The organism is Amycolatopsis sp. GA6-003 (genome assembly GCF_046267895.1).
Classification (GTDB): domain Bacteria; phylum Actinomycetota; class Actinomycetes; order Mycobacteriales; family Pseudonocardiaceae; genus Amycolatopsis.
On sequence record NZ_CP176499.1, the window covers coordinates 4,675,890 to 4,698,094 of the forward strand.

General features: G+C 69.3%; 21 protein-coding genes. 2 read left to right on the plus strand and 19 right to left on the minus strand.

Going from position 1 to position 22,205, the window contains the following annotated elements:
- The 15 genes from nuoL to F9C12_RS20875 all read right to left on the minus strand — a co-directional run bounded on the left by nuoL (position 1) and on the right by F9C12_RS20875 (position 16,034).
- Positions 1-1,908 (minus strand): NADH-quinone oxidoreductase subunit L, encoded by a 1,908-nt coding sequence (nuoL, locus tag F9C12_RS20805; protein WP_409466943.1) that lies wholly within the window; start codon positions 1,906-1,908, stop codon positions 1-3.
- 13 nt (positions 1,909-1,921) lie between these two features.
- Positions 1,922-2,221, minus strand: a complete 300-nt coding sequence (nuoK, locus tag F9C12_RS20810) for an NADH-quinone oxidoreductase subunit NuoK (protein WP_033291119.1) — start codon at positions 2,219-2,221, stop codon at positions 1,922-1,924.
- Complete coding sequence (locus F9C12_RS20815; protein ID WP_409183568.1) at positions 2,218-3,108, minus strand: NADH-quinone oxidoreductase subunit J; 891 nt, start codon at positions 3,106-3,108, stop codon at positions 2,218-2,220. Before F9C12_RS20815 ends, nuoK begins: the two co-directional genes overlap by 4 nt.
- A complete protein-coding gene (gene nuoI, locus F9C12_RS20820) occupies positions 3,105-3,692 on the minus strand; it encodes an NADH-quinone oxidoreductase subunit NuoI (RefSeq protein ID WP_409183569.1) in 588 nt (195 codons plus the stop codon). Before nuoI ends, F9C12_RS20815 begins: the two co-directional genes overlap by 4 nt.
- Positions 3,679-5,025 carry an NADH-quinone oxidoreductase subunit NuoH gene (gene nuoH / locus F9C12_RS20825; RefSeq protein WP_409183570.1) on the minus strand — a complete coding sequence of 449 codons (1,347 nt, stop codon included), beginning with the start codon at positions 5,023-5,025 and terminating at the stop codon, positions 3,679-3,681. The genes nuoI and nuoH overlap by 14 nt, the downstream gene beginning before the upstream one ends.
- On the minus strand, positions 5,022-7,484 hold the full coding sequence (locus F9C12_RS20830) for an NADH-quinone oxidoreductase subunit G (protein ID WP_409466944.1): 2,463 nt from the start codon (positions 7,482-7,484) through the stop codon (positions 5,022-5,024). The genes nuoH and F9C12_RS20830 overlap by 4 nt, the downstream gene beginning before the upstream one ends.
- The gene (gene nuoF / locus F9C12_RS20835) at positions 7,481-8,764 is read right to left on the minus strand and encodes an NADH-quinone oxidoreductase subunit NuoF (protein WP_409466945.1); all 1,284 of its coding nucleotides are present in this window, start codon (positions 8,762-8,764) and stop codon (positions 7,481-7,483) included. Before nuoF ends, F9C12_RS20830 begins: the two co-directional genes overlap by 4 nt.
- Positions 8,765-9,628: an NADH-quinone oxidoreductase subunit NuoE gene (nuoE, locus tag F9C12_RS20840; RefSeq protein ID WP_409183573.1), complete on the minus strand. Its 864-nt coding sequence runs from the start codon at positions 9,626-9,628 to the stop codon at positions 8,765-8,767.
- Positions 9,625-10,956, minus strand: coding sequence for an NADH-quinone oxidoreductase subunit D (locus F9C12_RS20845; RefSeq protein WP_409466946.1), 1,332 nt, complete (start codon positions 10,954-10,956; stop codon positions 9,625-9,627). The genes nuoE and F9C12_RS20845 overlap by 4 nt, the downstream gene beginning before the upstream one ends.
- A complete protein-coding gene (locus tag F9C12_RS20850) occupies positions 10,953-11,714 on the minus strand; it encodes an NADH-quinone oxidoreductase subunit C (RefSeq protein ID WP_409466947.1) in 762 nt (253 codons plus the stop codon). The genes F9C12_RS20845 and F9C12_RS20850 overlap by 4 nt, the downstream gene beginning before the upstream one ends.
- 6 nt (positions 11,715-11,720) lie before the next feature.
- Positions 11,721-12,269 (minus strand): NuoB/complex I 20 kDa subunit family protein, encoded by a 549-nt coding sequence (locus F9C12_RS20855; RefSeq protein ID WP_009072052.1) that lies wholly within the window; start codon positions 12,267-12,269, stop codon positions 11,721-11,723.
- Positions 12,270-12,273: 4 nt separating this feature from the next.
- Entirely contained in the window at positions 12,274-12,684 is a 411-nt protein-coding gene (locus F9C12_RS20860) for an NADH-quinone oxidoreductase subunit A (RefSeq protein WP_409186807.1), read from the minus strand.
- A gap of 642 nt (positions 12,685-13,326) precedes the next feature.
- Positions 13,327-14,622, minus strand: a complete 1,296-nt coding sequence (locus F9C12_RS20865; protein WP_409466948.1) for a geranylgeranyl reductase family protein — start codon at positions 14,620-14,622, stop codon at positions 13,327-13,329.
- 64 nt (positions 14,623-14,686) lie between these two features.
- Entirely contained in the window at positions 14,687-15,376 is a 690-nt protein-coding gene (locus F9C12_RS20870; RefSeq protein ID WP_409466949.1) for a demethylmenaquinone methyltransferase, read from the minus strand.
- Positions 15,377-15,386: 10 nt separating this feature from the next.
- Complete coding sequence (locus F9C12_RS20875) at positions 15,387-16,034, minus strand: DUF4386 domain-containing protein (RefSeq protein ID WP_409461566.1); 648 nt, start codon at positions 16,032-16,034, stop codon at positions 15,387-15,389.
- A gap of 90 nt (positions 16,035-16,124) precedes the next feature.
- Between F9C12_RS20875 and F9C12_RS20880 the strand changes: the two genes are divergently transcribed.
- Positions 16,125-16,583: a MarR family winged helix-turn-helix transcriptional regulator gene (locus tag F9C12_RS20880; RefSeq protein ID WP_409461567.1), complete on the plus strand. Its 459-nt coding sequence runs from the start codon at positions 16,125-16,127 to the stop codon at positions 16,581-16,583.
- A gap of 11 nt (positions 16,584-16,594) precedes the next feature.
- Here the strand turns inward: F9C12_RS20880 and F9C12_RS20885 are convergent, their stop codons facing one another.
- Positions 16,595-17,698: a glycosyltransferase gene (locus F9C12_RS20885; RefSeq protein WP_409461568.1), complete on the minus strand. Its 1,104-nt coding sequence runs from the start codon at positions 17,696-17,698 to the stop codon at positions 16,595-16,597.
- A 3-nt stretch (positions 17,699-17,701) separates the two neighbouring features.
- A complete protein-coding gene (locus tag F9C12_RS20890; protein ID WP_409183581.1) occupies positions 17,702-18,772 on the minus strand; it encodes a glycosyltransferase family 4 protein in 1,071 nt (356 codons plus the stop codon).
- Between the two features lie 224 nt (positions 18,773-18,996).
- Between F9C12_RS20890 and F9C12_RS20895 the strand changes: the two genes are divergently transcribed.
- Entirely contained in the window at positions 18,997-19,836 is an 840-nt protein-coding gene (locus F9C12_RS20895) for an inositol monophosphatase family protein (protein WP_409461569.1), read from the plus strand.
- Between the two features lie 11 nt (positions 19,837-19,847).
- Here the strand turns inward: F9C12_RS20895 and F9C12_RS20900 are convergent, their stop codons facing one another.
- Both F9C12_RS20900 and F9C12_RS20905 read right to left on the minus strand, forming a co-directional pair.
- Positions 19,848-20,306 (minus strand): DUF3592 domain-containing protein, encoded by a 459-nt coding sequence (locus tag F9C12_RS20900; RefSeq protein WP_409183583.1) that lies wholly within the window; start codon positions 20,304-20,306, stop codon positions 19,848-19,850.
- A 368-nt stretch (positions 20,307-20,674) separates the two neighbouring features.
- On the minus strand, positions 20,675-22,192 hold the full coding sequence (locus tag F9C12_RS20905) for a M1 family metallopeptidase (RefSeq protein ID WP_409183584.1): 1,518 nt from the start codon (positions 22,190-22,192) through the stop codon (positions 20,675-20,677).
- Positions 22,193-22,205 lie beyond the last annotated feature (13 nt).

Here is a 22,205-nt window from a genome sequence, read left to right on the forward strand (position 1 = left end):
TCAGGAGAACCTCACCAGCAGAAGGGCCGCGAGAAGCAGGAACGTGCCGCCGAGCATGGACAGTGCGTACGACCGCACGAATCCGGTCTGCGTCCGGCGCAGCCGCCCGGACCCGCCGCCGAGTGCCGCGGCGAGGCCGTTCACCGCGCCGTCGACGCCGCGGTTGTCCACGTACACCAGCGCCCGCGCCAGCCAGGTGCCCGGACGGGCGACCAGGGTTTCGTTGAGCGCGTTGCCGTACAGGTCCTTGCGCGCCGCGCGGACCGGCCAGGCCACCCGCTCGGGCTTCTCGAGCGGAATGTCGCGCGAGGGACGGAAAAGCCAGACCGCCAGCAGCACGCCGAGCGCGGCCAGCACCAGCGTCGCCGCCGGGACCGTCCACGACGGGATCGGGGTGTGCTCGGCCTCCTCGAACTGGCCGACCACCGGGGCCAGCCAGTCCACGAACCGGTGGCCGATGGCGAAGAACGCGCCCGCGCCGACCGAACCGACCGCCAGGATCGCCATCGGGACCCACATGACCGGCTTGGACTCGTGCGGGTGGAAGTCGCGTCCGTCGCTGCTCTTGATGTCCTTCCAGCGCTGTTTGCCGAAGAAGGTCATCATCATCAGCCGCGTCATGTAGAACGCGGTGAGCCCGGCGCCGATCACCGTGGCGAGGCCGAAAGCCCAGCCGCGCCAGCCCTCCTGGCCGAACGCCGCCTCGATGATCGCGTCCTTCGTGTAGTACCCGGTGAGGAACGGGAAGCCGATGATCGCCAGGTAGCCGAGGCCGAAGGTGACGAAGGTGATCGGCATCTTCTTGGCGAGGCCGCCGAACTTGCGCATGTCGACCTCGTCGTTCATGCCGTGCATGACCGAACCGGCCCCGAGGAACAGTCCGGCCTTGAAGAAGCCGTGCGCCACCAGGTGCATGATGCCGAGCGCGTAAATGCCCGGCCCGAGGCCGACCGCCAGCATCATGTAGCCGATCTGGCTGACCGTCGAGTACGCGAGCACCTTCTTGATGTCGTCATAGGCACAGCCGACGATGCACCCGAGCAGCAGCGTGACCGCGCCGACCAGGGTGACGACCAGCCGTCCGTCCGGCGTCGCGGTGAAGATGACGTTGGAGCGGGCCACCAGGTACACGCCCGCGGTGACCATGGTCGCCGCGTGGATGAGCGCCGACACCGGGGTCGGGCCCTCCATCGCGTCCGGCAGCCACGCCTGCAGCGGGAACTGGCCGGATTTACCGCAGGCGCCCAGCAGCAGCAGGATCGCGATGGCGGTGACCGCGCCCGGCGGGATCTTGCCCTGCGCCACGCCCTCGAAGACCTGCGCGTAACCGGTCGACCCGACGTACTTGAACATCAGGAAGATCGCCAGCGCCAGCCCGACGTCGCCGACGCGGTTCATCAGGAACGCCTTCTTCGCCGCGGTGGCCGCGGACGGGCGGTTCTGATACCAGCCGATCAGCAGGTACGAGGCGAGACCCACGCCCTCCCAGCCGAGGTACAGCGTCACGAAGCTGTTGCCCAGCACCAGGATCAGCATCGAGGCGACGAACAGGTTCAGGTACGCGAAGAACCGGTACCGGCCCTCGTCGTCGGCCATGTAGCCGATCGAATAGAAGTGGATCAGCATGCCGACGCCGGTGATCAGCAGCACGAACGTCAGCGACAGCGCGTCGATGCGCAGCCCGAAGTCCACTTGCAGCTGGGTCACCGGGATCCAGGAGTAGACCTTGGTGTCGGTGACCGTGTGGCTGTCGGTGGAGAAGAACAGGATCACGGCGTACACGAAGGCGAGCGTGACGGTGGCACAGCCGAGCAGGTGCCCCCACGCTTTCGCGCGTTTGCCGGAGAGCAGCAGAACGAGGGCGCCGAGGGCGGGAAGGGCCACCAGCAGCCACGATGATGCGGTCACTCGGTCGTCTCCCTCAGTACTTCAGCAGGTTCGTGTCGTCGACCGAGGCCGAACGGCGGGTGCGGAAGATGGCCATGATGATCGCCAGTCCGACCACGACCTCGGCGGCCGCGACCACCATCACGAAGAACGCCATCACCTGGCCGTGCAGCCCGCCGTTGATGCGGGCGAAGGTGACCAGGGTCAGGTTCACCGCGTTCAGCATCAGCTCGATGCACATGAACACGACGATCGCGTTGCGGCGGACCAGCACGCCCACCGCGCCGATGCAGAACAGCAGCGCGGACAGCAGCAGGTAGTAGCTCGGGGTCACTTTCCTTCCCCTTCTTCTTCCTCGGCCGGCGCGGCCTTTTCGGAACCGCCGACCAGTGCGTGCGCGTCGGGCTTGGGGCCCTCGTCCGCGATGAGCTTGCGCTCGCGCATGAGCCGGATCGCCGAGGTGGATTCGATGATCTCCGACAGCGATTCCGGCGCGACCGAACCGTCCGGCAGCAGCGCCGGGGTCGAGACCGAGCTGGCGGTGGCGAACACACCGGGCCCGGGCAGCGGCGACGGGCGGTCGTGTTTGCCTTGGAAGCGCAGCTTGACCAGTTCGCGCTGGGAGAGCTTGCTCTTGCTGCTGCGTCCGGTGAAGGCGAGCACCATCGCGCCGAGCGCGGCGGTGATCAGCAGCGCCGAGGTCAGCTCGAACGGGAACAGGTACTGGGTGAAGATCAGCCTGCCGAGACCGCCGGGGCCGCCGCCGGTCTGCTGGTACGGGTCGAGCGGCTGGGCCGGGGTCACGTTCACCATCGCGCGGAACACGCCCGCGGCGATCAGCGCGGCGAGCCCGATGCCGAGCACCCCGGCGGCGAGCCGCTGCCCGCGCAGCACCTCGACCACCGAGTCCGAGCTGTCCCGGCCGACCAGCATCAGCACGAACAGGAACAGCATCATGATCGCGCCGGTGTAGACGATGATCTGGGTGAACCCGAGGAACGGCGCGGACTGCGTCATGTACAGCGCGCCGAGCGTCAGCATCGTGAGCACCAGCCACAGCGCCGAGTGCACGGCGTTGCGGGAGAAGATCATCCCGAGCGCGCCCAGCAGCGAGAGCGGGCCGAGGATCCAGAACGCGATGGCCTCGCCGGTCGTCACGGACGCGTCGACGCTGGCCGCGGGGGCCTGCGCGAGAAGGGGCAAGAGAGAGGCGGCAGTCACTGGTGGGCCTCCGTTGCGCCTCGTGAGTGCTGATCACGGTTAGAACCGTGATCGCCGCTCACGACACCCGCGGCCAGCTCGGGGCCGTTCACGTAGTAGTCCTGCTCGTTGTCGCCGAGCCGCATCGGGTGCGGCGGCTGCTCCATGCCCGGCAGCAGCGGGGCGAGCAGGTCTTCCTTGGTGTAGATGAGCCGCTGCCGGTCGTCGTCGGCCAGCTCGTAGAAGTTGGTCATGGTGAGCGACCGGGTCGGGCACGCCTCGATGCACAGGCCGCAGCCGATGCAGCGCAGGTAGTTGATCTGGTAGTCCTTGCCGTAGCGCTCGCCCGGCGAGTACCGCGCCTCTTCGGTGTTGTCGCCGCCTTCGACGAAGATCGCGTCGGCCGGGCACGCCCACGCGCACAGCTCGCAGCCGACGCACTTCTCCAGCCCGTCCGGATGCCGGTTGAGCTGGTGGCGGCCGTGGTAGCGCGGTGCGGCCGGGGCGCCGGCCTCGGGGTACTCCTCGGTCGCGACCTTCTTGAACATCATCCCGAAGGTGACGCCGAATCCCTTGATGGGATTGAGGAAGTCAGTTGCCGCCATCTTCCGTTCCTTCCTGTGCGGCCGCCGCGGCGACGCTCGCCGGCTTGCGCCGCGCGGCCTTCGCCTCCGCCTTGGCCAGCGCCTTCTGCCGCGGCGTCGCGTCCGGGACCCGCAGGTCCAGCGGCGGCAGCGGGTAGCCGCTTCCGGCCAGGTCCACGTAGTCCGATTCGGGCAGCTTCTTGTCCGGCAAGGCGAGGCTCAGCAGCACGAGCACCACCAGCACGACGCCGACGCCGATGAGGATCTGCGGCCAGCTCCACTGGATCGTCTTGATCGCGACCACGACCACGATCCACACCAGGTTGACCGGGACCAGCACCTTCCAGCCCAGCCTCATGAACTGGTCGTAGCGCAGCCGGGGCAGCGTGCCGCGCAGCCAGATGAAGCCGAACAGCAGGATGAAGGTCTTGGCGAAGAACCAGAGGATCGGCCACCAGTTCTGGTTCAGCGCCGAATCGTCGCCGACGAACGGGAATCGCCAGCCGCCGAGGAAGAGCGTGGTGCAGAACGCCGAGACGATCACCATGTTGACGTACTCGGCGAGGAAGAACATCGCGAACTTCATCGAGCTGTACTCGGTGTGGAACCCGCCGACCAGCTCGGATTCGGCCTCCGGGAGGTCGAACGGCGCGCGGTTCGTCTCGCCGACCATCGAGATCACGTAGATCACGAAGCTCGGGATGAGCATGTAGAAGTACCAGCCGTGCGATTGTGCCTGCACGATTTCCGACGTCTGCAGCGAACCGGAGTACAGGATCACCGCGACGATCGACAGGCCCATCGCGATTTCGTAGGAGATCACCTGCGCCGCCGAGCGCATGCCGCCGAACAGCGGATACGGCGACCCGGACGACCAGCCGGCCAGCACGATGCCGTACACGCCGACCGACGAGCAGGCGAGGATCACCAGCACGCCGACCGGGAGGTCCATCAGCTGCAGCACCGTCCGGTGCCCGAAGATCGAGACGACCGGGCCGAACGGGATGGCCGACAACGCGATCAGCGCCGGGACCGCGGACAGCACCGGGGCGAGGAAGTACACCTTGCGGTCGGCGGTGTCCGGGATGATCTGCTCCTTGAACGGGAGCTTGATCGCGTCGGCGAGCGACTGCAGGTAGCCGCCGGGGCCGACCCGGTTGGGGCCGGGCCGGTTCTGCATCCGGCCGATCGCCTTGCGCTCCCACACGATCAGGAAGATCGTCAGGACCGGCCCGATCAGCAGGACCACGACCGCCTTGAGCAGGACGAGCCACCACGGGTCGTCGGCGAGCAGCCGGGCGCGTTCAGCCGCGTCCGGGTACTCGGCGAGGAACTGCGTGAGCTGCGGGCTCACTGGTCACCTCCGGAGATCTGCACGAGCGCGCCGTGTCCGGCGGCGAGTGCGGCGCGGACGGCCGAGCCGTCGGAGTTGCCGGGCAGCCACACGACGCCGTCCGGCAGGTCGGCGACCTCGACCGGCAGGGTGATCGACCCGCGCTCGTTCGACACCCGGACCGTTCCGCCGAGACCTTCGGCGGTCTTCGCCGAAAGCCGCGCTACCGGCGGCCGCTGGGTGCCCTTGAGGTGCGGTTCGTCGTCCTGCAGCGAGCCGTTGTCGATCAGCTGCCGCCAGGTGGCGAGCACTGCCTTGCCGTTCGGGACCGGAGCAGCCGGGGCGGTGACCGACGGCGCGGCCACCGAGGGGGCGACCGGCGCGAGCTTCGCGAAGTCGCCCGCGGCGGCGGCCGGGGTCTGGGTGAACAGGTCGGCGTCCATTTCGACGGCCAGCGTGTCGAGCACCCGGCCGTCGGAAAGGGAACCCGTGCCCTCCAGCGTGATGTCGAATTCGCGGCGGCGGCCCTCCCAGTTGAGGTAGCTGCCCGCCTTCTCGACCGCCGGGGCGATCGGCAGGACCACGTCGGCCCGTTCGGTGACCTCGCTCGCCCGCAGTTCGAGGCTGACCACGAACCCGACGTGGTCGAGCGCGCGCCGGGCCAGGTCCGGGTCCGGCAGGTCGTCCGGGTCGACGCCGCCGACCACCAGCGCGTCCAGCTGCCCGCCCGAGGCGGCCTGGAGGATGCCGGTGACGTCGCGGCCCGGTTCGGCCGGAAGCTCGACGCCCCACTGCTTTTCGACCTCGGCACGGGCCGCCGCGTCGGTGACCGAGCGGCCGCCGGGCAGAAGCGTTGGCACACAACCGGTTTCGAGCGCGCCCCGGTCGCCCGCGCGGCGCGGGATCCACGCCAGCCGGGCTCCGGTGCGCTCGGTGAGCCGCAGCAGCGCGGAGAACAGGCCGGGGATTTCCGCGGCCCGCTCGCCGACCAGGATCACCGCGCCCTCGCCGCTGAGCGCCGCGTCGACGTCGGCCGCGTGCTGCGCGATGCCGTCCACCGCGGCCGCCTCGCCGCCGGGAACGCAGGCCAGCAGCTCGCCGAAGGTCTTGCGCACCGAGGAGGTCGTCCACTGTCCCAAGTGGACAACGCGGGTGCGGTTCTTGCGGGCCGCCTTGCGCAGCCGCAGGAACACGATCGGCGCTTCGTCCTCGGGTTCGAACGCCACGCACAGCACGGTGCGGGCGTTCTCGATCTCGGCGAACGTCACGCCGGTTTCCGGCGTGGTGCCCACGACCGTCGAGCCGAGGAACGCCAGCTCCTCGTCCGAATGCGCGCGCGTGCGGAAGTCGATGTCGTTGGTGCGCAAGGCGACCCGGGCGAACTTCGAGTACGCGTAGGCGTCCTCGACAGTCAGCCGGCCGCCGGTGAGCACCGCGCCGCCCTTGCCCTCGCGGGCCTTGAGCAACCCTTCCGCGGCGGTCCGGAGCGCGTCGGTCCAGGACGCCTCTTCCAGCTCGCCGCTGGCGTTGCGGACGAGCGGACGGCGGATCCGGTCACCGGCCTGCACGTAGCGGAACGCGAACCGGCCCTTGTCGCACAGCCATTCCTCGTTCACCTCCGGGTCGTCGCCGGCCAGCTTGCGCTGGACCTTGCCGCGCCGGAAGTCGGTGCGCTCGGCGCAGCCGGACGAGCAGTGCTCGCACACGCTCGGCGCCGACACCAAGTCGAACGGCCGCGACCGGAACCGGTACGCCGCGCTGGTGAGCGCGCCGACCGGGCAGATCTGGATCACGTTGCCGGAGAAGTAGCTCTGGAACGGCTCGCCGCCGGTGGTGCGCGAGGCGAGGTCGAGCACGTCCGCGGTTTCCGCGGTGCCGATCTGCTGGTGCGCGCCGCGTTCGAGCAGCGCGATGAACGGGTCGCCGGCGATCTGGTCGGAGAACCGGGTGCAGCGCTGGCACAGCACGCAGCGTTCGCGGTCCAGCAGCACCTGCGACGAGATCGGCAGCGGCTTGGGGAACGTGCGCTTCGTGTCGACGAACCGCGATTCGGCGCGGCCGTGCGCGAGCGCCTGGTTCTGCAGCGGGCATTCGCCGCCCTTGTCGCAGATCGGGCAGTCCAGCGGGTGGTTGATGAGCAGCAGCTCCATCACGCCCTGCTGCGCCTTGTCCGCGACCGGCGAGGTCAGCTGGGTCTTGACCACCATGCCGTCGGCGACCGTCATCGTGCACGAGGCCTGCGGCTTCGGCATCGGACGGCCGCCCATTTCGACCTCGACCAGGCACTGCCGGCACGCGCCCGCCGGGTCGAGCAGCGGGTGGTCGCAGAACCGGGGGATGCTCGTGCCGAGCCGCTCGGCGGTGCGGATCAGCAGTTCGCCCTTGGGCGCGATGACCTCTTCGCCGTCGATGGTCAGCTTGACATAGCCCTCGGGGACCGGGGTTTCAGCCGTTTCGGGCTTGTCGGGCGCGATCGTCATGATGCCTGCGCTCCCACCAACTCGCGCTTGTTGCTCTCACACAAGGCCAGGAACTCGTCCCGGAAGTACTTGATGCCGCTCTGGATCGGCGACACCGCGCCGTCGCCGAGCGCGCAGAACGAGCGGCCAAAGATGTTGTCGCACACGTCGAGGAGGGTTTCGATGTCCTCCTCGGTGCCGTGGCCTTCGACCATCCGCTCCAGGATCTGCGCCAGCCAGTACGTGCCCTCGCGGCACGGCGTGCACTTGCCGCAGGATTCGTGCTCGTAGAACTGCGTCCACTTCATGACCGCCCACGGCACCGAAACGGTCTCGTTGAAGACCTGCACCGCGGTGGTGCCGAGCATCGAACCGGCCTCGGCCGCGCCCTCGAAGTCGAGCGGGACGTCGAGGTGTTCGGCGGTGAACATCGGCGTCGAGGACCCGCCCGGGGTCCAGAACTTGAGCGGGATGCCGTCCTTCATGCCGCCGGCCAGCTCCAGCAGCTCGCGCAGCGTGGTGCCGAGCGGGCATTCGTACTGGCCGGGCTTCTCGACGTGGCCGGAGATCGAGTAGATCTTCGGCCCGGGCGACTTCTCCCGGCCCATCTCGCGGAACCACGACGAACCGGCGTTGACGATGTACGGCGCGCTCGCGATGGTCTCGACGTTGTTCACCGTCGTCGGCGCGGCGTACAGCCCGGCGGCCGCGGGGAACGGCGGCTTGAGCCGGGGCTGGCCGCGGCGGCCTTCGAGCGAGTCCAGCAACGCCGTTTCCTCGCCGCAGATGTACGCGCCCGCCCCGGCGTGCACGGTCAGCTCGAGGTCCCAGCCGCTGCCGAAGATGTTCTTGCCCAGGTAGCCCTTCGCGTACGCCTCGCGCGCGGCCGCGTTGAGCCGGCGGATGCAGTGCAGCGCCTCGCCCCGGACGTAGATGAAGCAGTGGTGCGACCGCATCGCGTACGAGGCGATGATGCAGCCCTCGATCAGCGAGTGCGGGTCCGCCATCATCAGCGGAATGTCCTTGCAGGTACCGGGTTCGCCCTCGTCGGCGTTGATCACCAGGTAGTGCGGCTTGTCCTCGTTGGGCGGCATGAACGACCACTTCACGCCCGCCGGGAACCCCGCGCCGCCGCGGCCGCGCAGGCCGGAGTCCTTGACCACCTGCACGAGCTGCTCGGGCGTGGCGGCCAGCGCCTTGCGCGCCGCGGTGTAGCCCTCGAGCGCCTCGTAGGTCTCGATGCGCCAGGATTCCGGGGACAGCCAGCGCTTCGTGAGGACCGGAGTGATGGGATCAGCCATTTACTTCTTCTCCACTTCAGGAAGCGGAACATCCTGCATGCCCGGGGCGGACCAGCCGCGGTCGGCGGCCAGTTGCGCGCCGCGCAGGGTCTCGGCCGCCTGCGACGGGCCGTCCACCGCACTGCGGTAAGCGGCCTCGTCCTCCGGCCAGAACCCGGCGAGCTGCCGCTCCGCGCCCTTGAAGTCGGTCAGCGCCGCACCGCGCGTCGGGGCGGGCTTCTTGCCTGCCTGCAACGCGTCCACGAGCGCGACCGCCTGCTCCGGCGTCTGGTTGTCGAAGTACTCGTAGTTCACCTGGATGACCGGACCGAGGTCGCAGGCGGCGAGACATTCCGCGTGCTCCAGGGTGATCGAGCCCGGCTCGCCCGGCGTGCCCGCGGTTTCCTCGTGCCCCAACGGCTTTTCCGGAGACCCGAGGTGCGTCTGGAGTTTCTTGTAGATGTCGTCGCCGCCGAGCGCCGCGCACAGCGTGTTGGTGCAGACGCTCACCAGGTGCTCGCCGCACGGACGGCGCTTGTACATGGTGTAGAACGTCGCGACCGCGCTGACCTCGGCGTCGGTCAGGTCGAGATGCCGCGCGCAGAAGGCGATGCCCTCCTGGCTCACGTAGCCCTGCACCGACTGCACGAGGTGCAGCATCGGCAGCAGCGCCGACCGCGACATCGGGTACCGAGCGATGATTTCCTTCGCCTCGCGGTGCGTGTCGGCGTCGAACACGTCCGCCGCCGGCGTGTCGGCGAGGATTCCCTCGGCGACGGCCGGGTCGGGCGCGATCGCGGCGACATCGGTGTCGGCTGCCGCGGCGGCGTAGGTCTTCGTCGCGTCGTGCGGTCCCGGCTCCGGGACTGCGGTCGGGTTCGTCATCGGTCAACTCCCCCCAGAACCGGGTCGATCGAGGCGATCACGACGACGAGGTCGGCCACCAGGCCGCCCTCGGCCATCGCGGGCATCGCCTGCATGTTCACGAAACTCGGCTCCCGCAGGTGCACGCGCAGCGGACGGGTGCCGCCGTCGGACACCAGGTGCGCGCCGATCTCGCCGCGCGGCGATTCGACGGCCGCGTAGACCTGGCCCGGCGGCACGTGGAAGCCCTCGGTGACGAGTTTGAAGTGGTGGATCAGGGATTCCATCGACTGGCCCATGATCTTCTTGACGTGGGCGAGCGAGTTGCCCATGCCGTCGCTGCCGATGGACAGCTGCGCGGGCCAGGCGATCTTCTTGTCCTCCACCATGACCGGGCCGGGCTCGGCCATCTTCGCGACCTGCTTCATGATCCGCAGGCTCTGGTGGATTTCCTCCAGCCGCAGCAGGTACCGCGCCCAGCTGTCCGCGTCGGTCGAGGTCGGCACGTCGAACTCGAGTTCGTCGTAGCGCGAGTACGGCTCGGTCTTGCGCAGGTCCCACGGCAGGCCGGCGGCGCGCAGCACCGGACCGGTGACGCCGAGTTCGAGGCACGCGTCGAGCGGCAGCACGCCGACGTCCTTGAGCCGGTTGCGCCAGATCGGCTGGCCGGTGAACATCTTGTCGTACAACGGAAGCCGCTTGTCCATGAGCTTGCAGAAGTCGAGGACCTTCTCCGTCCAGTCCTCGGGGAAGTCCTGGGCGAGCCCGCCGGGCCGGATGAACGCGTGGTTCATCCGCAGGCCGGTCAGGTACTCCAGCAGGTGCATCGCTTCTTCGCGCTCGCGGAAGCCGAGCGTCATCGCGGTGGTGGCGCCGAGGTCCATGCCGCCGGTCGCGATGAACACCAGGTGCGAGGTGATCCGGTTGAGTTCCAGGAGAAGCACCCGCAGCAGCTCCGCGCGCGGCGGGGCCTTGACGCCCAGCAGCTTCTCGACGCCGAGGCAGTAGCACATCTCGTTGGACAGCGGGGCGAGGTAGTCCGCCCGCGTCACGAAGGTGACGCCCTGGGTCCAGTTGCGGAATTCCGCGCTCTTCTCGATGCCGGTGTGCAGGTAGCCGACGACCGCGCGCAGCTGCGTGATCGTCTCGCCTTCCAGTTCCAGCACGAGCCGGAGCACGCCGTGCGTCGACGGGTGCTGCGGGCCCATGTTGATGACCATCCGGTCGTCGTGCTGGGCGTCGCCGAGAACCTCGTCCCAGTCGCCGCCGGACACGTGGTAGACCGGGCCTTCGGTGGTCTCCCGGACTTCCGCGTACTCGGCTTCCGTCGTTTCGTTGGTGCTGGTCACGAGTACGACCTCCGCTGGTCTGGCGGCGGGATTTCCGCGCCCTTGTATTCGACCGGGATCCCGCCGAGCGGGTAGTCCTTGCGCTGGGGGTGGCCGTCCCAGTCGTCCGGCATGAAGATGCGGGTCAGCCCGGGGTGGCCGTCGAAGACGATGCCGAACATGTCGTAGGCCTCGCGCTCGTGCCAGTCCGCGGTCGCGTAGACCGGAACCAGCGACGGGACGTGCAGGTCGTCCATGTCCATGGTGATTTCGAGCCGGATCCGGCGGCGGTAGGTCATCGACAGGAAGTCGTAGACCGTGTGCATCCGCTGCGGGACGTCCACGCCGTAGTCGACGCCGGTGACCGCGATCAGCATTTCGAAGCGCAGGCCCGGGTCGTTGCGCAGCACCCTGGCGATGTCGACGAGGTGCTCGCGGCTGACGTAGAAGGTGATCTCGCCGCGGTCGACGGTGGTCTGGAGGATCGCGGTCGGCGGGATCTTGTTGTCCGCCAAGGCGGCCATGAACTCGTCGGCGAACTCGTCGAACCAGCCGCCGTACGGGCGCTCCGCGGGCGGCGGGCTGTAGGCGGGCAGCCGCAGGCCGCCGTAACCAGAGGTGTCCCCGCTGCCGCGGACGCCGAACATGCCCTTGCGCTCGCGGCCGGCGACGACTGGTTCGGCGGGCCGCGTGCCCTGGGGTTCGAGCCCGGCTTCGGGCCGTTCCGCGCTGGACTGCGGGCCGCCGGTCTGCGGGTTCTCTTCGGGGTTCTCAGGCACCGGTGCTCACTTCTTCGCGTACTTGATCGAGGACGGGATCAGCTCGGTACGGGCCCCGCTGGCCGCGCGGATCGCGGCGCGGCGGGCGTTGATCGGCTCGTCCTGGATCTTGGCGTGCAGCTTGAGGATCGCGTCGAGCAGCATTTCCGGCCGCGGCGGACAGCCGGGCAGGTACATGTCGACCGGGACGATGTGGTCGACGCCCTGCACCACGGCGTAGTTGTTGAACATGCCGCCGGACGAGGCGCAGACGCCCATCGAGAGGACCCACTTGGGCTCGGCCATCTGGTCGTAGATCTGGCGCAGGACCGGGGCCATCTTCTGGGTCACCCGGCCGGCCACGATCATCAGGTCGGCCTGCCGCGGCGTGGCGGAGAACCGCTCCATGCCGAACCGCGCGATGTCGTAGCGCGAACCGCCGACCGACATCATCTCGAACGCGCAGCAGGCGAGCCCGAAGGTCGCCGGCCACAGGGAGTTCTTGCGTGCCCAGTTGACCAGTCCCTCGAGGCTGGCCAGCAGGATGCCGTTGGGGAGTTTTTCTTCCAGGCCCATGGGTTCAGTTCCAATCCAGGCCGCCGCGCCGCCACACGTAGGCGTACGCGAACCCGACCGTCACGATGAACAGCACGATCTCCACCAGGCCGAAGACACCGAGCGCGTTGGCGTTCACCGCGAAGGGGTAGAGGAACACCATCTCGATGTCGAACAGGATGAAGAGCATGGCCGTGATGTAGTAGGCCACCGGCATCCGGCCGCCGCCGACGAGCGGCTGCGGCGACGGTTCGATGCCGCATTCGTAGGCCGCGGTCTTCGCGCGGTTGTACCGCTTCGGCCCGACGAGCGGCCCCAGCAGCACGGAGAACACGGCGAACGCCGCCGCGAGCACGAACAGCAGGACGAGCGGCAGATACACGTTCAGTCCGGGCGCCGCCGGTCCGGGATCGGCCTGCGCCAGCACGGGCACCATCAGCACGGGGTCTTCGCCATCCTTTCCGCGCCGCTGCGGGTTGTTCTCGGGTGGTGGTCCGAGTCCTCGGTGGCGACCCTAAGGGAGCTGGGTCACACCGCCGAGGGTCAGGGCGCCCTTACGGCCCGTGTCCGGACCATCGCACGCTTGTGAAATAGTTCACAAGCGACACGTCGCGGTTGTGAAGCGATTCACAAAGCATGGGGGGAGTGTAGGACGTGAGTCACACTCTTGTCCCGAGGGGTTGCGGACTAAGGCCCACCTAACTTGACCGCCCCCTTCCCCAGGCCCACCCCTGCGCGCACCAGCGAGACCAGCGGTAAAGCCCCCTTGAACAACCGCGCCAGCCCACCAAGGCGACTCGATCTTGTGACGTATCACACTGACCGGCCGGACAACCCATTGCTCCACCCGGGTAACACCACAACCCCACCCGCAGCCGGTGCACCCACAAGCGAGGCACCCACATCCCTCCCCCGCCCCCGATACACAGCCAAAAACACGGCGCTGGGGTGCTTGTCAAGGCATCTTTCCCGCCTTGACAAGCACCCCAGCGCCGTAGTCACACTAAAAAATCGGGGGGCCCACGCAACCACTCACGCGGCAATGTCGCCCGCCAGGGCGACGAGCCGCCCAGAAGATTCACCGAGGACTAGGCGTAACCCGAGCCAACGCCGAGATCAACCGATCCACCCCGTCCCCGCCCCGAGCGTCATAACACCCGGAAAGCCCCTTGTACACCAAGGGAAGGATCTTGTTGACCCGCAACCCGTACTTGGTAGCCGCGTGCATGATCTTGGGCTTCCCGATCAACTTGGCGAACACGTTCCCCAGCCGGTAATACCCGCCCATCAACTCGGCGACAGCCCGCGGATACCCCTCCAACGCCCGCTCCCGAGACGGCCCCTCCGGCCGAGCCAACGCCTGCACCACAGCCTCCGCCGCGAGCTGCGCCGACTCCATCGCCGCGGAAATCCCCTCGCCGTTGAACGGGCTGACCATCCCGCCGGCGTCGCCGAGCAACAGCAGCCCATCCCGGTAATGCGGAGTCCGATTGAACCCCATCGGCAACCCAGCCCCGCCGACCTTGCCGATGGCGTTCTCCTCGCGATACCCCCATTCCTCAGGAGTCCCGTCCAGCCACTGCCGCAACAACGCCCGGTAATCGGTGCTCCGGAACGACGCCGACGTCGACAGCATTCCGAGCCCGACGTTGACCGTCCCGTCGCCAAGAGGGAACGCCCACCCATACCCGGGCAGCAACTTGGGATTCCGGGGATCAGACCGGTCCCACAACTCAAGATGACCCTCGATAAACGGATCATCATGCTTGGGACTCTTGTAATAGCGCCGAACCGCGACCCCCATCGGCCGCTTCTCGTTCTTGTCGATCCCGACGCTCAACGCCAGCCGAGCCGAAACCCCATCGCAAGCCAGCACCAACGGCGCCCGATAACTGACGGGCGTCTTCTCCGGCCCCACCTTCGCCTCGACCCCGACAACCCGGCCAGCCGCGTTGGTAATCGCCCCAGTAACCGTGGTCCGCTCATACAACCGCGCCCCAGCCTTCACCGCGGTCTTGGCCAGCAAATCGTCAAAATCATGCCGCGTACGAGACACCCCGTACGGCGGATAATCAGTGAGATCCGGCCAATCGAACTCCAGCGTCAGATCCCCGGTCAGAATCCGCAGCCCCCGGCTGCGCACCCACCCAGCCTCTTCGCTGGTATCCAGCCCGAGATCGATCAGCTGCTTCACACCCCGCGGCGTGAGCCCGTCCCCGCACACCTTCTCGCGCGGGAAGACGGTCTTCTCCAGCAGCAGCACGTCCACCCCGGCCCGGGCGAGGTAGGTGGCCGCGGTCGAACCAGCCGGTCCGGCCCCGACCACGATCACTTCGGCGTCGTGGTCTGGGCTGCGGCGGCGCGAAGTCGTCATACATTCGAAAATACAGCGTGGCGCGGCCACTCCATTGAGGGCGGTGGAGGGGAGGAAGGCGGAGTCAGGCAGGCTTGCGCGCGCGGTGGATCGCGACGACGCCGAAGGTGAGGTTCAGCCATTCCACCTCGGTCCATCCCGCGCTCGCGATGATCTCGCCGAGCCCGCGCTGATCGGGCCAGGCGAGCATCGATTCGGCCAGGTAGGAGTAGGCCTCGGGGTTGGTCGAGGACCGGCTGCCGACCCAGGTCAGCAGCTTGAGGATGAACCGCCGGTAGACGAACCGGATCGGGGCGAAGGTGGGCGTCGAGACCTCGCAGATCACCAGCCGGCCGCCCGGTTTGACCACCCGCAGGATCTCGGCGAGCGCGCCCTTGGTGTCGACGAAGTTCCGCAGCGCGAGCGAGATGGTGACCGCGTCGAAGCTGTTGTCGGCGAACGGCAGGCACATCGCGTCCGCGGCGACCATCGGCACGTTCCGGTGCAGCCCCGCCTTGAGCATCCCGACGGAGAAGTCGGCGGCGAGGCACCAGGCTCCGCCGCGCGCGTACTCGACGGTGGACACCCCGGTGCCCGCCGCCAGGTCGAGCACCTTCTCCCCCGGTTTGGCGTCCAGCACGCGCGCCGTGGTGGTGCGCCAGCGCCGGTCGAACCCGAACGTCATGAACGAGTTCGCCCGGTCGTAACCGGACGCGACGCCGTCGAACATCGCGGCGACTTCATGCGGATCCTTGTCCAGGCTCGCTCGGGGCATGGGTCCGAGATTAGTCCGTCCGTGCCGCGCGGTCGCGCGGGAGCAGGACGCTGGCGGCGACCAGCCAGACGAGCCCGCCGAAGCGGCCGACCGGGATCAGCGGGTACAGCGCCGGAGTCAGCAACGACAGCGAGGCCAGCACGGCGGCCGCGGCGACCACCAGCCCGGCGATCGACATCCAGCGCGGCAACAGGTTCAGGAACAACGCGGGCACCGCGAGCCCGGCGATCAGCAACGCCAGCGGCACCACGAAACCCGGCCCGCCGGCGGCGAACGCGAGGCTGGTCAACGCCCTTGCCACCGCGGGGGTCTCGCTGGCCTGCGCGGCGGCCCAGGTGATCAGCCCGCTCATCGCGAGCGCCGCCGCGGACAGCACGCCGCCGGCCAGCCCGATCACCGCGCCCGGCGCCGCGACCCCGAGCCGCCGCTGTCTGCGGTAGACCGTCGCCGCCCAGATCGCCAACGGCACCGACGCGCCGAACACCGCGAACGCGAGCAACCGCACGACGCCCTGGTTGCCGCCGAGATACGCGGCGACCTCAGCCGCGCTCGAATCCGGCCGCGTCCCCGCCGCTCCCAGCACCGCCGACGCGACGGTCAGCACCCCGAACGCCAGCGCCGGGGCCAGCAACGGCGGGCCGCTCCGCGGTCGAGTCATGGTCGTCATGGCAAACCTCCAGGTCAATTAGTTTCACTGCTATAACGATTACACTGGTGTAATGGATTGTCAAGCGATACGGTTCAGGGCATGCAAGGACCTCCGCAGTTCGGCAGCGCCTTCCTGCTGGCCCAGCTGGGCGCGCACGCGACCCAGCGCTTCGCCGAACGCGTCGCGGACCTGGGCCTGACCCCGCCGCAGACCGGACTGCTCCGGGCGATCGCGCGGCGTCCCGGGGAGAGCCAGCAGGTGCTGGCCGCGGAACTGGGCACGCCGCCGACCCGGCTGGTCGCGCTAGTCGACGGTCTGGAGCAGCAGGGCCTGATCGAACGCCGCCGCAATCCGCAGGACCGCCGTCTCTACGCGGTCTTCCTCAGCGACAAAGGCCAGGAAACGATGGCCGCACTGGCAAAAGCCGCCGCGGCGCACGAAAACGAGCTGACTTCCGCACTGTCCACAGAGGAACGCTCGACCCTGCGCGACCTGCTGGCCCGGATCGCGGCCGACCGCGGCCTCACGCCCGGCGTCCACCCCGGCTACCGCATCTGACCCGCTGGTCGTCAGCCGAGCGCGGCCAGCATCCCGCGCACCGAGTTCGGCCAGGCGAATTCCTCCGCCCGAGCCCGCGCAGCCGCCCGCCGAAGCTCCTCCGGGCTGTCCAGCAACCCAGTCACCGCGCTGGCGAACGCGGGCGCGTGATCGTCGACGGCCGCCCCGCATCCGGGTCGCACGATCTCCCGCAACGCCGAGGATGCCGACACCACCACCGGTGTCCCCGAAGCAAGCGCCTCCAACGCCGCCAACCCGAACGTCTCATGTGGACCCGGTGCCAGCGAAACATCCGCACTGGCCAGCAACCGAGCCACTTCTCCGCGCCCGGACAGAAAACCCAGGAACGTCACCGGCAATCCACGAGCCCGCCGCTCCAGCGCCCGCCGCCGCGGCCCGTCCCCGGCGATCACCAACCGCACGCTCGCGCCGGATTCGGTCAGCTCGGCGACCGTATCCACGCTCCGCTCAACGTGTTTCTCCGGCGACAACCGCCCACAATGGACAATCAACGCGTCCGCGCCCTCGGCCAACGCCGACCGCCACCCGGAATCCCGCATCGACGGCGCGAACGTCGCCAGATCCACCCCCAACGGCACCCGCCGGACATTGGGCGCGGCAATCCGCTCGAACTCCGCGTGCGCGAACGCGGTAGTGCAGACCACCGTGTCGTACGACGCCGCCATCCGCCGGTTGGCGACATCCGCGACGTGCCGGGCCATCGCACCGGGCAGAAGAAACTGCTCCAGCAACCGGTCCAGCCGCTCGTGCGAGATCACCGTGCTGGGCACCCCGTTCCGCCGCGCCCAGACGCCCATCCCGCGCAACGTCAGCCGGTCGGACACCTCCAGCCGATCCGGTTCGAGCCGGCGCAGCACCGAACGGACCCGCTGCGGATCCACCGCGCGATATCCGCCGGTGCCTGGAATCCGCAAGGCAGGCAACGAATACCGGCACACCCCGGTCGGCAGGGTTTCCACCGCGTAGCGCGGTCCCGGCACCACCAGCGTCACCCGGTGCCCGCTCGCGACGTACCCCGCGCCGAGGTGGTTCAGCGCGGTCCGCAATCCGCCGGACCGCGGTCCGTAGAAGTTCGCCAGCTGGACGATGTGCATGGCTCAAGCCGCACGCGCGACTCGGCCCTGTACCGCTTCGTAGTGCCCGACCAGCTCCCGGCACACCGCGGGCCACGTCCGGCCCAAGACCACTTTCCGCGCTTTCTCGCCCAGCCGGGCCCGCAACGCCGCGTCCCGCAGGTCCTCGACTTTGGAAACCAGCGCGGGGCCGAACGACTCCCGGTCCGCGGGCAGCAGATAACCGGTCCGGCCTGGCAGGACGAGATCCTTCGGGCCGCCCGCGTCCGGCGCGAGCACCGGCAGCCCGGACGCCATCGCCTCCTGGACCGCCTGACAGAACGTCTCGTGCGGCCCGGTGTGCACGAAAACGTCGAGGCTCGCGTACGCGACCGACAGCTCGTCGCCGTACTTCGCGCCGAGGAAAGCCGCGCCAGGCAACCGTTCCCGCAACGCCGGCAGCTCCGGTCCGTCGCCGACGACGACCACGCGCACGCCCGGCATCCCGGCCAGCACGGTCAGCCGGTCGACCTCCTTCTCCGGAGCGAGCCGTCCGACGAATCCGACCAGCAGCTCACCGTTCGGCGCGAGTTCCGCGCGCAGCGCCGGGTCCGCGTGCGCCGGGGAAAACCGGCTGATGTCCACGCCGCGCGCCCAGCGGTGCACGCGCGGAACCCCGTGCAGCTTCAGCTGTTCGATCGAGTCCGACGACGGCGCGAGCGTCCGGTCGGCTCGCGAATGCAGGCGGCGCACCCAGCGCCAAGCCGCCCGCGCGCCGATGCCGAAGCCGTACGACGTGGCGAACCCGGCGATGTCGGTCTGGTAGACGGCGATCGACGGCACGCGCAGCCGTCTGGCCGCGGCGAGCCCGCGCGCGCCGACGACGAACGGCGAGGCCAGGTGCACGACGTCCGGGCCGAAATCGGCCAGCGCGGTCAGCACGGTGCGCGTCGGCAGGCCGATCGGCAGCGAGTTCACGCCGGGGAAGTCCAGCGCCGGAATGCGGACGACCGGGGCGCCGCGGTAACTCGCCGGGCCCGGCCCCGGCGCGACGACCAGCACGTCGTGCGCGGATTCGACCAGGTGCTCGACGACCCGCAGCACGGAATTCGTCACGCCGTTCACCTGGGGCAGGAAACTTTCGGTGACTATGGCGACTCGCACGGCGTCACTGTCGCAAAACCGCAGGCAGGGCGGGCCAATCCCGCGTAACCGACCGGCCAACGGTGGCGAAACACTCCGCAGCGTCCGCGCGCGGGCGCCGACCGGTGAAGAATTCGCCACGACATGTCATCTTCCGGTCGCGTCCCGGACACCAGGAACGCCCAGACTAAGCAGGCATGACCCTCTTGTCCTCCAGGCCGTCGCGGCCCGTCGAACCCGGGCTGCTCTCCCGAGCGCTCGAGGTCGCGGGGCGGCTGGCGAACGACGCCACCGACGTGATCACCGCGACCGCGGGCCGCGGCGCGCACCCGGCGACGCTGGATTCGCCGTTCGACTGGGTCACCGACACCGATCGGATCCTGGAACGGCACACCCGCCGCGTGCTGACCGCGGAGTTCCCCGGAATCCCGGTGGTAGGCCACGAATTCGGCGCCGACCACGGCGCGGACGTCGCGGAGTACCGCTGGGTGGTCGACTCGGTGGACGGCACCGCGAACTATGTCGCCGGAGTGCCGTGGTGCGCGTACAGCCTCGCCCTGGTCGACGCGAGCGGCCCGGTCGTGGGTGTGGTCGCCGACCCGTACCGGGCACAGATCTACGCCGCCGCCCGCGGCCGCGGCGCCCGGGCGAACGGGAAACCGCTGAAGCTGGTCGACCGCGCGGGCACCGCCGGAGCGATCGTCTGCACCGAACTGGCGCGCAAGGGCCCGTGGCCGGGAATGGGCGAGTTCATCGAACGAGCGGCGGCCGCCCACGCCGGGGTACGGGTGCTGGGGTCGGCCGCGCTGTCGATCGCCCAGGTCGCACTGGGCCACGCGGCCGCGGCGGTGCTGCACAGCTACCACGAATGGGACGTCGCGGGCTCAGTCGCGATGGCGATCGAGGCGGGCGCGGTCGTGCTGGACAAGCGCGGCGAGGACGCGGCGCTGCCCACGGACGGGCTGCTGGTCGCCGCGCCGGGGGTCGCCGACGAGGTACTGGGCTGGTGGCAGGAGACGGCGATCGTCGGTAGCTGAGGTGCCCGAACTCAGACCTTCGCGGGGACCGGAGCAGGAGCGGACCGGTCCCGTTTGAGCAGCCGGCGCAGCCACCACAGCAGCGGGCCCGCGACCAGCCACGTGATCAGCACCGTCATCCCGACCGGCAGCAGCGTCAACGTCGCGGTCCGGCCGGCGACCCGGGTCAGTTCCGGGTTGGTCGCGTCGTACTCGATCGCCACCAGCTGACCGGCGGCGAGACCGGACGGATACAGCACCCCGGTCGGCGGACTGTGCACGATGCCGTCCGGGGTCTGGTACTGGATGATCGTGCGGTCGAAGGCCACCGACTCGACCGTCGCGTTCGCGGTGCCCAGGTGTGCTTCGATCGCACTGTCGTTGCGGAACGCGGCGAAAACCAGGCTCCCGCACATCACGGTGAGCAGCACAGCTACGCCCAAGACGGCGAACCACGCGATCCGCCGTGCCTGCACACTCCTGGCTGCCACACCGAGAGTTTAGTCGGGTACGCCGACCAGCCGGGCACGCGGCAGCCAGTGCGCCCGGTACAGCACGTGCAGGCAGTCGGTGTTCACCAGCTCTCCCCGCCGACCCGTACAGCTCCGTGCACGCGTGGTGCGCCGTTTCCTCTCCCGGGACCCGCGCCGGGTGCGGCCGGGCCGGGTGCCGCCCGCAGCCTCGGCCACGGGTCGTTTTCGTACAGCGCAGCGGTATCCAGAGCGGGATCCGGGCGCAGCACCCGCCACTCCCGGCCGTCGAGCCGAGCGTGGCGGAGCTGCGCCCGCACTTTCAACGCCACCGAATCCTCCTCAGGAGAGCGGAACTCTCCAGGATCCCGCGGCCCGGCATGCGAATTTCAGTGCTGCCCGGCCTCCGCCAGCGCCCGGTGGTTCGCCTGGATCTGGTCCCACGCCTTCGGCTTCGCCGGAACCGCCGCGAACGACTTGGCCGCCGCGACCGTCCCATTAGGACCGACCGCGGGCTTGCCCTTGGTGAACAGCCAGGTCTGGAACAGCTCCTGCAGCGGCTTGCCGGACACCTTCTCGGCCAGCGCCACGAACTCCGGGATCACCGCGTCCTTGCCGCTCTTGGCCGCCTGCCACTGCTGGAGGATGGAGAAGAACGCCTGGTCGCCGACCTTGGTGCGCAGCGCCTGCACGGCCATCGCGCCCCGGTCGTACACCGCGCGGTCGAACTGCTTCGGCTCGCCCGGGTCGCCCGGCAGGACCTGCCAGAACGGGTTGTCGGCGGCGTAGGAGTCGTACGCGTACTGCGCGAGTTCCGCGGCGGTGCCCTCGCCCTGGTGCTCGGACCACAGGTATTCGGCGTAGGACGCGAAGCCCTCGTTCAGCCAGATGTCGCTCCACTTGCCCAGCGAGACGTTGTCGCCGAACCACTGGTGTGCGTTCTCGTGCGCGATCAGCGTGGTGTTGGAGCCGGCGGCGAAGTTGCGCGCGCCGTAGGTCGGCCGGGTCTGGTTTTCCAGCGAGAAGGTGATCCCGCTGGTCACGACGCCGCCCTCGGCCTCGAACGGGTACGGCCCGAACTGCGTCGCCAGGAACTCGTCGACCTCCGGCGTCCGCTCCACGCTCGCCTTGGCCGCGTCGAGCGAATCGCCGAGGTCCGCGCCGTAGGCGGTGACGAACGGTTTGCCGTCCGGGGTGGTGGACTGGACCACGTCGTACTTGCCGACGATGAACGACGTCAGGTAGGTCGCCTGCGGTTTGGTGCTGCGCCAGTTCCACCGGGTCCAGCCGGGACGCTTCTTGGTTTTCTTCACCAGCGTGCCGTTCGAAATGGCGGCGAGCCCGTCCGGAGCCTCGATCGACACGTCGTAGGTCGCTTTGTCGGTCGGATGGTCGTTGGCGGGGAACCACCACTGCGAGCTCTGCGGCTCGTCGATGCCGAGCGCGCCGAAAGCGCCCTTCTTCCAGGTGTTCAGTCCGCCGACCTTCTCTGTCGACGGGCTGTCGGAGTAGCTCACGACGACCGTCGCGGACTGGCCCTTGAGCAGCGGCTGCGCCGGGGTGATCACCAGCTCGCCGTCGCCGTTGGAGTTCGTGAACTGCGCGGGCCGGTTGTTCACCAGGACCTTCGACGCCTTGAGCGCGAAGTCCAGGTCGAACCGCGACAGGTCCTGCGTGGCGGTGAGCAGCAGCGTCGTGGTGCCCGACAAGACGTCGGTTTCCGGCTGGTAGCTCACGCGGATGTCGTAGTGCTGCACGTCGGTGCCGCCGTTGCCGGCGTTCGGGTAGTACGGGTCGCCGACGCCGGGCGCGCCCGGTGCCGGCACCGCCGAAGCGGTGCCCGCCAGCAGCACCGTCGCGACTCCAGCCGCAACCGCCCCGATTCCGGCCCGAGTTCTCGATCGCATGGTTCCTCCAAGG

Bases quoted from the DNA above. Each gene is read 5' to 3' on its own strand.
- F9C12_RS20870 (WP_409466949.1), bottom strand. From the start codon at position 15,376: ATGCCCCGAGCGAGCCTGGACAAGGATCCGCATGAAGTCGCCGCGATG.
- F9C12_RS20860 (WP_409186807.1), bottom strand. From the start codon at position 12,684: ATGGTGCCCGTGCTGGCGCAGGCCGATCCCGGACCGGCGGCGCCCGGA.
- F9C12_RS20875 (WP_409461566.1), bottom strand. From the start codon at position 16,034: ATGACTCGACCGCGGAGCGGCCCGCCGTTGCTGGCCCCGGCGCTGGCG.
- F9C12_RS20865 (WP_409466948.1), bottom strand. From the start codon at position 14,622: ATGACGACTTCGCGCCGCCGCAGCCCAGACCACGACGCCGAAGTGATC.
- F9C12_RS20905 (WP_409183584.1), bottom strand. From the start codon at position 22,192: ATGCGATCGAGAACTCGGGCCGGAATCGGGGCGGTTGCGGCTGGAGTC.
- nuoF (WP_409466945.1), bottom strand. From the start codon at position 8,764: ATGGCTGATCCCATCACTCCGGTCCTCACGAAGCGCTGGCTGTCCCCG.
- F9C12_RS20855 (WP_009072052.1), bottom strand. From the start codon at position 12,269: ATGGGCCTGGAAGAAAAACTCCCCAACGGCATCCTGCTGGCCAGCCTC.
- F9C12_RS20885 (WP_409461568.1), bottom strand. From the start codon at position 17,698: ATGCACATCGTCCAGCTGGCGAACTTCTACGGACCGCGGTCCGGCGGA.
- F9C12_RS20880 (WP_409461567.1), top strand. From the start codon at position 16,125: ATGCAAGGACCTCCGCAGTTCGGCAGCGCCTTCCTGCTGGCCCAGCTG.
- F9C12_RS20895 (WP_409461569.1), top strand. From the start codon at position 18,997: ATGACCCTCTTGTCCTCCAGGCCGTCGCGGCCCGTCGAACCCGGGCTG.
- F9C12_RS20830 (WP_409466944.1), bottom strand. From the start codon at position 7,484: ATGACGATCGCGCCCGACAAGCCCGAAACGGCTGAAACCCCGGTCCCC.
- nuoI (WP_409183569.1), bottom strand. From the start codon at position 3,692: ATGGCGGCAACTGACTTCCTCAATCCCATCAAGGGATTCGGCGTCACC.
- nuoE (WP_409183573.1), bottom strand. From the start codon at position 9,628: ATGACGAACCCGACCGCAGTCCCGGAGCCGGGACCGCACGACGCGACG.